Raw genomic sequence first — 12747 nt, forward strand, 5'->3', positions numbered from 1 at the left:
AAGGGAGCAGCAGCTCCCTTTTTTATTTTCTGGATTATTGTAATATGTTCCGCTGTTAATTCAGTAGGCTATTGAAAAGGAAGTAATGGATGAAATTTAGGTTATTAATTCTGATATCAGGTATCTTAACGCTATTTGGTTGTGGGTTAGCGGCTCAAGTAGAAGAAACTGATGCATTAATGGAATCGTTTTACGCTGAAAGGGCTGATGGGCAGAATGTTGATCGCTACTATGCAAAAATGTTTTGGGATGCGACAAGTCAGCAAGAATGGAAAAATATAATTTCGCTAGTTAAAAAAGCACATGGCACATTAAATTCACATGAGCAGGTAAATTGGAACATTAAGTCGACATCTCATACCAACCAACTTTCAGGAACTTTCGTTTCTTATGTTTACAATGCTCATCATGAAGTTGGCGTAGTGACTGAATATCTAACGCTGTTTAGAGAAGATGATGATGATGAGTTTAAAATATTGAGCCATAGGTTTGATAGTCAGGAAATTAAAGAACTTGTTAATAAAGGTATTCAGCAAGTCGCAACTGAATAGAGTATAAAAAGGGAGCTACTGCTCCCTTTTTGTTTTTTACAATCCCAACTTTTTACGCAGTTTGCGGTGCTTGTTGTTGTGTTGTTGCCAGTACTTTTCTTTGATGGTGGCAATTAGTGTCGCGCTTGAGGTGAGTACTTTAGCGCTTTCGCCAAAACCGCTTTTGTAGGTGTCTTCCCAGCCTTGAATGACGTATGGAAATTCATTGTTAAAGGTAATCGCTAGGGTGCGGTTGAGTGTTGGGTATTTGATATTGTACACCGACGTTTTATCGCCTTTATTTAGACTCAGTTTGGCAGGGTAGGCTTTGGTATCGATATGCAATAAACGGCTATATTCCAGCGCTGGAATGAGCTGCACTTCACCCTGTGGCAATGATGTTGGGTTGAGACGGATTTTCGTCCATAGCTCATCTTCTAACAGTGCTTTGTTTAAGGTGAAGTTTTTATCCGCTTCGCCTTCGAAATATGAGTGAGATGACACCTCGAATAACCCGCGATTATTGAGCTGTGCGTAGGCGTTGCCACACCATTCTTGGGTTGTATTACTGACCTTAATTGCATGACCTTGATTGTCTGTCGGTGAAAAGGTGCTGGTCATGATAGTGTAAGGATAAATGCCTGTAAGAAAGGATTTGTGCTTGTTGAGTTTAAGCACGCCGATATTAGTGTCTTTTACGGAATCTGCCTTTACCTGCTCCTTTGGTAGGAACTGTTCGGTAACATAAATCAGTGTCGCCGTGCCTTCGTTGAGTTCACCATAACGCGCTTGTTGAAGTTTGTATGATGACAACTCGGCATCGCCTGCATACCAATAATCTTTGAATTGCTGATTGATGTGATTATTCGCACTCGCATTGTGGGCTGTCAGCACTAACAAGGATGCGAGGAGTGAACGCGTTATGTTTGTCTTTATCATTGGGTTATTCCGCTGTGAATGGGCATCTATTAACAGACCTTAGCATCTGCTAAATAATTACACAGGTGGCTCTTTACGATAAAGACTTGTACGAACAAGAACTGCGGGCAAACAAAAAGGAGCTAAAAGCTCCTTTCTTCGTGATAAATATTCTGACGCTATTTAGAGTCAGACTTCACATTACCCGACCAAATATCCGCATAAATAGAAGATTCTTTTTTGGCAGCTTTCTTGGCTTTTTTCTTTTTGCCAGAACCCGGCGGTGGCACGACAGGTTTGTTGGCAGAAAAATCAGGATCGATAAGTGACTCGTCGATTTCAAAGCCGGCGATTTCTTCGCGTTCTAATCTGAACTTGTTTTTCTTCTCGATAATTTTGAAGTGGTGATAATCTTCATAATCGATTAGCGATAACGCCAAACCAATTTCACCGGCACGGCCACTACGACCAATGCGGTGCATGTAATCTGCTGGGCTTCTTGGTAAATCGTAGTTAATTACCACAGGTAGCTTTTCGATATCTAAGCCACGGGCGGCAATATCTGTAGCGATTAACACTTCAATTTCGCCATCTTTAAATGCTTGCAGCACACGGCTACGTGCGCCTTGACCTTGATTGCCGTGGAATACTTCGGCAGTAATGTCGTGTTTAGCAAGCTTTGATGCAAGGTGTGAGCAACCGCTTTTTGAATTTACGAATACTAAAACCTGTCGCCATTGATTTTCTTTAATTAAGTGCGCCAGCGCAGCGGTTTTCTGACCTTTGTTTACGGTAAACACACGCTGAACTAATGTACTGGCATCGGCGCTTTGCACCTGTACTTCAACAGGATTGTTTAGCAGTTTTGATGTTAACGCTTTTACCTGTTCAGGGAAGGTGGCGGAGAATAACAGCGTTTGTTTTTGCTTTGGCATCATCGCCAATAGCGCTGACAACTCTTCGGTAAATCCTAAACTCAACATGCGATCGGCTTCATCAAGCACTAGTGTTTTTACTTGATCGAGTTTAATAGCATTGCTGGAAATCAAATCGAGTAGGCGACCCGGTGTTGCCACCAAGATATCGGTGCCACCGCGCAGTGCTAGCATTTGTCTATTAACAGACACGCCACCAAACACGGCGACGGTTTTTACTGTGCCATTTAGATGAAATGCGTAAGAGCGAATACTGTCAGCGACTTGGGTTGCTAATTCACGTGTCGGCACTAACACTAGCGTTGCTGCGTAGTTTCCTTTCTTGTTTGTGCTCGGCTTTCCAGATGATTTAGCGTTAAACAGCTGTTGCAGCAATGGCAGGGCAAAGGTCGCTGTCTTACCCGAGCCAGTATTCGCGCCTGCGATGAGATCACTACCATTCAACACACTTGGAATGGCTTGCGCTTGAATCGGCGTTGGCTGTTTATATTCCAAGTCGACTAAACGCGCCAACAATGGAGAAATAAGGCCAAGCTCGCTAAAACAGCTTGATGAAGAGGCGGTATTATTGTCGTTAGTCATGAATAGTCGCGGCTTAAAGTAAAAGTAATGGCGCTATTTTACCGTATTTATGTCCATGAGAGTGAACTGAATCTAGCTTGATTATTGTTGGGTGGTAAATGTGTGTTGTTTACCTCGTTTTGAATTGTAATTGAGCACTCAATGCATTACATTCACCAAACACTGTTACACATAGATGTGTATTGAAAATCATTAAAGCTAAGGAAAGCTCCTCATGAAAAAATTATCCCTCTTGATTACTGTATGTTTATTTCTCTTATTAGGAGTAAATTCAGCATACGCTGTCACTGTTCAGCAAGCATATTCAAAACAGCAAAGTGATGTCCAAGTTCAAGGGATGGGAACCGTCGTTCGGTTGCTAAGCGATGATCTAGAAGGCGCCCGTCATCAAAAATTCATTCTTAAATTATCATCAGGCCAAACCATACTTATTGCCCATAACATCGATTTAGCCCCGCGTATAAATAGTATTGCTACTGGTGATAAAGTGCAGTTTTTTGGTGAATACGAGTGGAATAACAAAGGCGGTGTCGTACATTGGACGCATCACGATCCGCGAAGACGTCATGTTGGTGGCTGGCTTAAACATCGCGGGAAGGTTTATCAGTAGGATTAACTAGATTGGGAGTCAGCAGTGGCTGATGGACTATCGTTGAAGTTATTGTATGTTTAATTTTGCTTTAATTCCGTCAATCTCGCTATTGATATGTTTTTGTTCTTAAAGTTACGTTAAAAAATTACCTGTATTAAATAATGAGTTTTATTAAAGTGATAAATGATTTATCTAGAATAACTGTATACATTGAGTCTTATGCGATTAACAGAAACAACGGAGAATGGTGTAAGCGAGCCAATGCGACAGGCTTTTTTGTAAAAACTGAAAATAAAATATTATTGGTAACGAATTGGCACGTTGTCACTGGATTAGATCCGAATAACCCGCAAAAAAATAGAGGGAGGAGTGTACCTGAAGTTTTAAAAATCACTGTAATTAGCAAAGATAATATGATTACTGAATTGTCACTCCCGTTATACAACAAAGAGCTGGAGCCATTATGGCGGGAACATCCAGAGCGGAATACTGTTGATTTAATTGTATTACCTATTTCAATGACTTTAGATAAGTATTTTCATATTTTTGATATCTTTTCAGAACTTGATTCACACTCATTAACTCCTTTGGTTGGAAAAGATGTGTTTATTTTAGGTTATCCTTTTGATAAGGATTCTTTAAAGGAATCATTTGATGATTTTGACCATTATTTTTTACCTATCTGGAAAAGGGGGAGTATTGCAAGTGAACCCTCAGCTCTAATTTCAGATAAAGTGATTTTAATAGATAGTTTGACTCGAGCAGGGATGTCAGGTTCGCCAGTCGTTTTATCTGAAGATGTTTCAATAATGGTCGCACGTACCAAGCGCGGACAAGACGTACTAAAAAGAATTGATGAAGGTGATGTTTTGGCAATCACAGAATCAACACCAGAGGATATTGGCTACGAACAGCGTCAAAAATATAGCATTTTAGGAGTTTATTCTGGGGTAGTTGGTACAACTAAGCTTCAGGAGTTAGCTTTAGGAAAGTGCTGGCATATCGATGTCCTTCAAAATTTAATTGAAAACCAAATTAAGGGAAAAATGCCTTATCATGCACCATTGCCGCCTCATCCCTACTACGAAGAATTTGTCGAGCAAACTATGGGGGTTATTATTCGTATAGATTCTAATGGTGAAAACATCGAAACAATAAGACTTTCAAAAGAGTATGAACTGCCATCTTATTCATATAGCTATAATTTTAGAAATTAAAATAATGAGGCAGCTGAACATTAAAATTTTAATAGTTTAGCTTTACCGCTTCAACTTAGTCGCCAAAATTACCGATGAATTCGTTCGTTCCACCCCTTCTAGGTTACCAATTTCTTCCAATACCGTATTCAGCTTATTGAGTGACTGTGCCTGCACCACGGCGATGAGATCGTATTCGCCGCTGATGACGTGGAGATCGACGATTTGCGGGATGCGTTGTAGTTCAAGGTTGGTTTTCGATACCAACTTAGGACTTTCTTTGATCAGCACGTGGGCAGACACAATGTCGTCGAGATATTCGCTGCCGTAGTTAACGCTGTAGCCTTGGATGATGCCGCTTTGTTCTAATTTGGTAATGCGGTTTTGTACCGTCGAGCGGGATAAATGCAGGGCGCGGGCTAGATCTGAGACACTGGCGCGGGCGTTTTCTCGTAGTAGGGCTAATAGCTCTTCATCTTTCTTATTTATCATAATGACGATCTATTTGGTTAATTTGATAGGTTATATGGTTAAAAATATCATATCGACACTGCAAATTGAATGATTGAAGCGACATAATAAGGAGTAATGCTGTTTGCGAATCAACGAAACTGTCGTTTGAGGCAAGCAGTCGATGAAACAATAAGAAACACCTGTCTGCAATCATCGGTTGTAGGCACCAAAGTAGGAAAATTTATTATGACAGTAACAAGAGCATTATTTGACGAAGTAATGGTACCTAACTACGCACCATCAAGCATCATTCCAGTACGTGGTGAAGGTTCTCGTGTATGGGATCAAAACGACAACGAGCTAATTGATTTCGCAGGCGGCATCGCGGTTAACTGTTTAGGTCACTGTCACCCAGCACTTGTAGCTGCTGTGAATGATCAAGCGAGCAAAATCTGGCACTTAAGTAACGTAATGACTAACGAGCCAGCGCTACGTTTAGCAAAGAAGCTAACTGATGCGACTTTCGCTGATCGCGTTTACTACGCTAACTCTGGTGCAGAGTCTAACGAAGCGGCACTTAAGCTAGCTCGTCGTTGGGCATTAGATAACTACGGTGCGGACAAAGACCAAATCATCGCCTTCAAACAAGGTTTCCACGGTCGTACGTTCTTCACGGTAACTGTTGGTGGTCAAGAAGCTTACTCAGACGGTTTCGGTCCTAAGCCGGGCGCTGTTGAGCACGTTGCTTACAACGATTTAGACGCACTAAAAGCATTAATGTCAGAGCGCACTTGTGCGGTAATGATGGAGCCATTACAAGGCGAAGGCGGTTTAGTTAGCCCAACAGCTGATTTCGTTAAAGGCGTTCGTGAGTTATGTGACGAGCACAATGCACTATTAATTTTCGATGAAGTACAGACTGGTTTTGGTCGTTTAGGTTCACTTTACGCTTACCAAGATTTAGGTGTGACTCCAGACATTTTAACTTCAGCGAAAGCACTAGGTGGCGGTTTCCCAATCGGCGCTATGCTAACGACTGCTGAGATTGCTAAGCACCTTAAGATTGGTACTCACGGTTCAACTTACGGCGGTAACCCACTAGCTTGTGCTGTTGGTGAAGCGGTAATGGATATCGTAAACACGCCAGAAGTATTAAACGGCGTTAAAGAAAAAGAAGCACAATTCCGCGCTGGTTTAGAAGCGATTAACGCGAAATACAACGCGTTTAGCGAAATCCGTGGTAAAGGTTTATTACTAGGTGCGGTACTAAACGACAAGTACCAAGGTCGCGCACGTGACTTCATGGTTGCATCTGCTGACAACGGTTTAATGGCTTTAGTTGCTGGTGCTAACATCGTTCGTTTCGCGCCGTCACTAATCATCACTGACGCTGATATCACTGAAGGTTTAGCGCGTTTTGAAAAAGCAGTAGCGCAAATCGTTAACGCTTAATAAGCAATAACTTAATTAAAGGGCTGATTATTCAGTCCTTTTTGTTTGAGGAATTATTATGCTAATTATCCGTCCGATTACTAGTGATGATTATCCAGCGTTAATGCAGATTGCGATTGATACGGGAATAGGTTTCACGTCGTTGCCAATCAATGAAGATCTGTTGCGTAAACGTATTAAACACTCGGAAGAGTCGTTTGTGGCGCAAGTGGATAAGCCGGGTGACCAAGGTTATTTATTGGTGATGGAAGATACTGAAACGGGTGAAATCGTTGGTACTAGTGGTATCGAAGCATCAGTTGGTTTAGATAGTGCGTTTTATCACTATCACCTTGGTAAAGTGGTGCATTCATCGCAGGAATTAAAACTGCACAATGTGATTAATACGCTGACGCTGTGTAACGACTACACGGGTGCTGCTGAGGTTTGTACGCTGTTCTTAAAAGAGAAAGCGCGCTTTGGTAACAATGGTCGTGTGTTATCGCGTTTCCGTTTCTTGATGCTTGCAGAATTTGCCGAGCGTTTTGGACAAACCGTTATTGCAGAAATGCGCGGTGTGTCTGATGAAGAAGGTCATTCTCCGTTCTTCCAATGGCTGCAAGAGCATTTCTTTAACATGGATTTCCAAACCGTCGATCACATGATGGGCTTGGGTAATAAGGTCTTTATTGCCGAGTTAATGCCACGTTATCCGGTATACACCAATTTACTGAGCCAAGAAGCACAAGATGTCATTGGCCACGTTCATAAGAAAACAGCGCCTGCATTAAAACTTCTACAACGCGAAGGCTTTGTACACCGTGGTTATGTAGATATTTTCGATGCTGGACCAACAGTTGAGTGTGAGTTATCTGAAATTAAATCGGTGAAAGAGAGCAAGCGTTTAAGCGTGAAGGTGACTAGCGAAGTTAGCGACGCTGTACCACACATTATCTGTAACACGGTGCTAGAAAACTTTAGAGCTATGGAAGCGCAAATCGCTATCGACGGCGAGACGGCAATGATTACGCCGCAGCAGGCTGACGCATTAGGCGTTAGCGATAATGATCCAATTCGCGTGTTGGCTATTTAGTCAGTACTAGAGGAGAGAAAATATGTCTCATCAAAATCAATTTATTAACGGCCAATGGGTTGCAGGTTTAGGCAGCGACGTAACATCGGTAAATCCAGCAAACAACGATGTTATCTGGTCTGGTCAAACAGCAACTGGCGAGCAAGTTGATGCTGCCATGAAAGCGGCACGTGCTGCGTCTTTCGAGTGGGCACAAATCGGCTTTGAAGCGCGTAAAGCGATTGTTGAAAAGTTTGGCGCACTGCTTGTTGAAAACAAAGAAGAACTAGCACACGCGATTGCTTTAGAAACGGGTAAGCCACTATGGGAAACTCGTACTGAAGCGGCGGGCATGGCTGGCAAGATTGGTATTTCAATCAAAGCACACGACGAGCGCACTGGTACAGTTGAAAATCCAGCACCGGGTGCTAAGGCGTTTATCCGTCACAAACCACACGGCGTTGTTGCGGTATTTGGTCCTTACAACTTCCCAGGTCACCTGCCAAACGGTCACATCGTTCCAGCATTACTTGCGGGTAACACTATCATCTTCAAACCAAGTGAATTAACGCCACGCGTTGGTGAGCTAACGGTTAAATTGTGGGAGCAAGCTGGCTTGCCAGCGGGTGTTATCAACTTACTACAAGGTGAAGTTGAAACTGGCGTTGCTATCGCTAATCACAATGAAATCGACGGCTTGTTCTTTACAGGTAGCTCAAATACCGGTCACCTACTGCACAAGCAATTTGCTGGTCAGCCGGGCAAAATCTTAGCGTTAGAAATGGGTGGTAATAACCCATTAATCGTTAAAGACGTAGCTAATGTTGATGGCGCAGTACACGACATCATCCAGTCGGCTTACGTAACCACAGGTCAACGCTGTGTTTGTGCACGTAAACTATTCGTTGCCAATGGCGCGGAAGGGGATGCACTGATTGAGCGTTTAGTTGAAGTGACTAAATCAATTAAAGTTGGCAATTTCGACGATGAAGACCAGCCATACATGGGTTCAATGATTAGCGAGAAAGCGGCACTTTCAATGGTTGCGGCACAAGACATGCTAATCGAGAAGGGCGCTAAGGTATTAATCAAGCTGACTCATAAAGCAGGTACTGGTTTTGTAACACCGGGTCTGGTTGATGTAACTGACTTTGCCCGTGAATTACCAGATGAAGAGCACTTTGGTCCATTGCTGCAAATCATCCGTTACTCAAGCTTCGACGAAGCGATTGAACTAGCAAACAACACCAGCTTTGGTTTATCGGCAGGTTTACTGGCTGATAGCCGTGACGACTACGATTACTTCTTCGCACGTATTCGCGCAGGTATCGTTAACTGGAATAAGCAAATCACAGGCGCAAGCGGCGCAGCACCATTCGGTGGTGTTGGCGCAAGTGGTAACCACAGAGCAAGCGCTTACTATGCGGCTGATTACTGTGCTTACCCAGTTGCTTCAATGGAAGCCGATGAAGTTGCATTACCAGAAAACTTAACGCCGGGCCTTAAGTTTTAGTCACTTTTATTTGATCTCGCGCTAAAGATTAGCGGGAAACGATCATTATAATGCACATATTGGTAGGCGATTGGCTCGCCTACTTAACTAACAAGATGAGAAATAGGATAAGTTATGCACAACAACGTAGATGAATTATTCCAACAGCTTTGGACACAATACCTTCAAGTAACGCCTTCGGCTGAGAAAATTTGTCAGCTTTTAGGTAAGGGCGAAGCGATCATTAACGATCACATCGCACTGCGTACTTTTAACATCGCTAAAGTAAACCTAGAAGTTCTAGCTGAACACTTCAAAAAAGTGGGCTACGAAGAAAAAGGTCAATACAACTTTGAAGCGAAGAAACTAAGCGCTAAGCACTTTGAGCACAGCGACCCAGATCAACCAAAAGTATTCATCAGTGAATTACGCGTTGAAGAGTGTTCAGAAGAGCTACAAGCTATCGTTCACAAGCTAGTTGACAAAGTTGATGCAAGCGTGACTACTGCGCCTGAATTCGTATACAACGGCGCACCTTGGCAGGTAAGTAAGGCTGACTACCAAACGCTAATTAGCGAAAGCGAATACGCTGGTTGGACTGCGGCTTGGGGTTACCGTGCAAACCACTTCACTGTACACGTAAACAAGCTATCTGGTTACACGGATCTTGAGTCAGTAAACGAAGCGCTTAAAGCAGCTGATTACCGTCTAAACGTATCTGGCGGCGAAATCAAAGGCAGCAAAGAAGTATTGTTAAAGCAATCTTCAACTATGGCTGATACTGCTGTGGCTACATTCAGCGACGGTGAGTTAGAAATTCCTTCGTGTTTCTACGAGTTCGCTGAGCGTTTCAACATGGCTGATGGCAACGAGTACACTGGTTTCGTTGCAGCTTCTGCTGACAAAATTTTCGAAAGTACTAACGTTAACTAATTTAACGTAAGCTTTTCTACATATAAAAAGCTCATCAGCAAAATTGCTGGTGGGCTTTTTTTATTCCTATTGCCAGTGAAATAAATCACCCTATCGGGTCATTTACACCTGTAAGACAAGTGAGATAGCATGGTTATACTCAGGCTTTTTCAGATGGTTTGAGAATGTATCACGCCGATCTTCGCTGCTTGCAATCAAGCTCCTGTTAAGTGGATTGCAATGGATGGCTTAAATTACTCGGTTACTTTATGTATAAGCTATTTTATCAATCAGTTTTCTTCGTCTTCACGCTAGTTAGCGCACTATTTGTGGGCTGTGCTAATGCCGTGGTGAAACCTTCCATCAAAGTTGTTACCGAGTTTATGCCGCCATTACAGATGGCAAAGTCAGGTCATCAAATTCATGGCAAAGTCGCACAATTGGTGCAAGCTGTAACCAAAGATACAGGATTGCCACATTCCATCGATGTATTTCCTTGGGCGCGCAGTTATTTATGGGCCACCACTAAACCTAATGTTTTAATTTTTCCGATAATTCGCACCAAAGAGCGCGAAGATAAGTTTCATTGGGTTGGACGCGTGTGGAGCTTTTCAGCGCAAATGTATCGCCTAAAAGGCCGCAAGCCGATTGTAATTAACAAGCTTGAAGATGCGAAAAATTACAACATCGCCGTCTATCGGGACGACTTTTTTCATCGCTATTTGTTGGCGCAGGGATTTAATGAAAGCAATCTCTATCCCGCGGCTGGCATTGAGCAGAGTATCAATCTGTTTCTCAATAAACGCGTCGATTTAATTTTGGTGGACAGCTCTATCTTTGAATATTATCTCAAGCAGTATCAGCGAGATATCGATGAAGTTGAATCTTTATTTACCTTAAAAAACGTTAAACAAAACGATGCCTATATCGCATTGAGTAAAAGCACCAATCCTGCAATCGTTGAGTTGTTTAAGCAAAGCTATCAACGCGTTGCGGCAAGTCCCGAATTTGCTGATAGCTTACGCGATGCTGTTGCTGTTAGCGCCAATACTCAATAATCCGTTTTACTTTTTCCCCGTCAAATTCAAATACACTCAAATGGATTTCGCCATCGAATTGTTTTCGTATAACGGCAATCGCGTTTAATCCAGTCATCATCTGGATAATTTGATAGCGAGGTTGTTGATATTGATAGTCACCTTGGCCGTGAAATCTCACGGTGTTCTTGTATAAGCCTGCGCGAGAATAGGTGCCGCCGTAGACTTCATGAACATAAGTAAAATCATCGGTGTATTGTGCAAACAACGAGTCGATGTCTTGTTTGGTTGAGCCTGCCATAAGCACTTTGTTTTGCAATTCGTTGACTTGCTTAACTCGCTCGACAAGTTGTTCGGAATTAAGCTCTTTGGCGTTTGCTGCTGGTAATGACACCAAAAACAATAAGATAAAGTAAGTGATATAACGCATGGTGACTATTCCTGTGCTGGTGGAACAACAAGCTCAACGTCAATGACTTTGTTGCCTTGTAATTTGAAGGTTAAATGCTGTCCGTTTGGCCAACCAGAGAAGTTAAAGCGTTGCGGTGAAGCAGGGCGCAGACGTGCGACAAATTGCCCTTCAATAGCGGCATAATAAAAGCCTGCCTGTTCAAAAACTGTGATGGTTTGATTGTCAGACAGTTGGTGCTGACCTAGATAAGGTGTGATGTCTTTTATTACAAAGTCTTTAGTTGGCTTGGCATTCATTGTTCGTTGAATGCGTCGTTTTAAATTATTTGGGTCGCTATAACCTCCTTCTTTGTTGCCGCCACTAAAGAAACTCACTAACTTGCTGATAGTTGGTGTCGCTAGAATTGATTCTGCAGTTGCGCCATTCGCAGCTGATTGGTAAATGGTATTTAGCCACAGTGCACTGTTAGTTCGATATTGGGCTAGATGACTTTTGTCGGTGACGAATCCGTGTCCCGGAACGACCTTAGTTTTGTTATCGATATTAGCTAGCACTTGGGCGAGTACGCCGTCGGCTTGTTGAGAGCTGTTTGGTCCCCAATTAGTGCCGAAAACATCTCCCATAAAGACAACGTTCGATTGTGGTAAATAGACAATTAAGTCGTTGTAGGTATGGGCAATTACACCGCTTGCTTCTATTCGCTGGCCGCCAAAATTCATGATTAGCTGTCGATTGATAAACCATTGATTATTGTATGTCAGTGGGTGCTCACTGTTATCTTTTTCTCTTAATACATTGCGTTGTGAAATAATCGTCGCACCGCGCTTAACAAAATATTGATTGGTGCCAGTGTGGTCGCCGTGATTGTGAGTATTGATAATGAATTTTACCGGAAGGTCGGTAATTGATTTTAAAGCCGCACTGAGTAACTTAGGGTTATCTTCTTTGCGGTTCATGGCATCGATAAGAAGTACGCCATCTGTAGACAGGACAACGCCGACATTTGAGCCACGGCCTTTTTCTGGCGTAAAGACATAAAGATTGTCGTTGATTTTTGAGATTGTGATGGGCGAATGAGGAGCTGCCTGCACTGCGTCAGCGCAAAAGGTGATTGCACTAACCCACAGTATCGCAAATATGCGTATTAAAATGCTTGTGTTCATGGTGTTGTTCCATTTTTTTTAG

At 42.7% G+C, this 12747-nt stretch carries 13 protein-coding genes; 8 read left to right on the forward strand and 5 right to left on the reverse strand.

All coding sequences use genetic code 11. The features are described 5' to 3' along the window. Positions 1-89 precede the first annotated feature (89 nt). Positions 90-551 (forward strand): hypothetical protein, encoded by a 462-nt coding sequence (locus MHM98_RS14515; protein ID WP_239440075.1) that lies wholly within the window; start codon positions 90-92, stop codon positions 549-551. A 36-nt stretch (positions 552-587) separates the two neighbouring features. Here MHM98_RS14515 and MHM98_RS14520 read toward each other — a convergent pair whose 3' ends face one another. Both MHM98_RS14520 and MHM98_RS14525 read right to left on the reverse strand, forming a co-directional pair. After that, positions 588-1469, reverse strand: a complete 882-nt coding sequence (locus MHM98_RS14520; RefSeq protein WP_239440076.1) for a hypothetical protein — start codon at positions 1467-1469, stop codon at positions 588-590. Positions 1470-1627: 158 nt separating this feature from the next. Beyond that, positions 1628-2965: a DEAD/DEAH box helicase gene (locus MHM98_RS14525; RefSeq protein ID WP_239440077.1), complete on the reverse strand. Its 1338-nt coding sequence runs from the start codon at positions 2963-2965 to the stop codon at positions 1628-1630. Between the two features lie 214 nt (positions 2966-3179). Between MHM98_RS14525 and MHM98_RS14530 the strand changes: the two genes are divergently transcribed. After that, entirely contained in the window at positions 3180-3575 is a 396-nt protein-coding gene (locus MHM98_RS14530) for a DUF3465 domain-containing protein (protein WP_239440078.1), read from the forward strand. 143 nt (positions 3576-3718) lie between these two features. After that, complete coding sequence (locus tag MHM98_RS14535) at positions 3719-4774, forward strand: serine protease (protein WP_239440079.1); 1056 nt, start codon at positions 3719-3721, stop codon at positions 4772-4774. A 42-nt stretch (positions 4775-4816) separates the two neighbouring features. Here the strand turns inward: MHM98_RS14535 and MHM98_RS14540 are convergent, their stop codons facing one another. Then, the gene (locus MHM98_RS14540) at positions 4817-5245 is read right to left on the reverse strand and encodes an Lrp/AsnC family transcriptional regulator (protein WP_239440080.1); all 429 of its coding nucleotides are present in this window, start codon (positions 5243-5245) and stop codon (positions 4817-4819) included. A 207-nt stretch (positions 5246-5452) separates the two neighbouring features. Here MHM98_RS14540 and MHM98_RS14545 point away from each other — a divergent pair, with 207 nt between their 5' ends. The 5 genes from MHM98_RS14545 to MHM98_RS14565 all read left to right on the forward strand — a co-directional run bounded on the left by MHM98_RS14545 (position 5453) and on the right by MHM98_RS14565 (position 11171). Continuing rightward, positions 5453-6658, forward strand: coding sequence for an aspartate aminotransferase family protein (locus tag MHM98_RS14545; RefSeq protein ID WP_239440081.1), 1206 nt, complete (start codon positions 5453-5455; stop codon positions 6656-6658). A 58-nt stretch (positions 6659-6716) separates the two neighbouring features. After that, positions 6717-7730 carry an arginine N-succinyltransferase gene (astA, locus tag MHM98_RS14550; protein WP_239440082.1) on the forward strand — a complete coding sequence of 338 codons (1014 nt, stop codon included), beginning with the start codon at positions 6717-6719 and terminating at the stop codon, positions 7728-7730. A 22-nt stretch (positions 7731-7752) separates the two neighbouring features. Then, complete coding sequence (gene astD / locus MHM98_RS14555) at positions 7753-9222, forward strand: succinylglutamate-semialdehyde dehydrogenase (protein ID WP_239440083.1); 1470 nt, start codon at positions 7753-7755, stop codon at positions 9220-9222. A gap of 114 nt (positions 9223-9336) precedes the next feature. Next, positions 9337-10134, forward strand: a complete 798-nt coding sequence (locus MHM98_RS14560; RefSeq protein WP_239440084.1) for a DUF1338 domain-containing protein — start codon at positions 9337-9339, stop codon at positions 10132-10134. 248 nt (positions 10135-10382) lie between these two features. After that, positions 10383-11171, forward strand: a complete 789-nt coding sequence (locus tag MHM98_RS14565; protein WP_239440085.1) for a transporter substrate-binding domain-containing protein — start codon at positions 10383-10385, stop codon at positions 11169-11171. On the opposite strand, the gene MHM98_RS14570 is transcribed toward MHM98_RS14565, so the two are convergent. Together MHM98_RS14570 and MHM98_RS14575 are read right to left on the reverse strand one after the other, a co-directional pair. Further along, positions 11152-11580: a hypothetical protein gene (locus tag MHM98_RS14570; RefSeq protein WP_239440086.1), complete on the reverse strand. Its 429-nt coding sequence runs from the start codon at positions 11578-11580 to the stop codon at positions 11152-11154. The two genes, MHM98_RS14565 and MHM98_RS14570, sit on opposite strands and share 20 nt — an antisense overlap. A 5-nt stretch (positions 11581-11585) precedes the next feature. Beyond that, positions 11586-12725, reverse strand: coding sequence for an MBL fold metallo-hydrolase (locus MHM98_RS14575; protein ID WP_239440087.1), 1140 nt, complete (start codon positions 12723-12725; stop codon positions 11586-11588). Positions 12726-12747: the final 22 nt, after the last annotated feature.

This window comes from Psychrobium sp. MM17-31, from assembly GCF_022347785.1.
Lineage (GTDB): Bacteria > Pseudomonadota > Gammaproteobacteria > Enterobacterales > Psychrobiaceae > Psychrobium.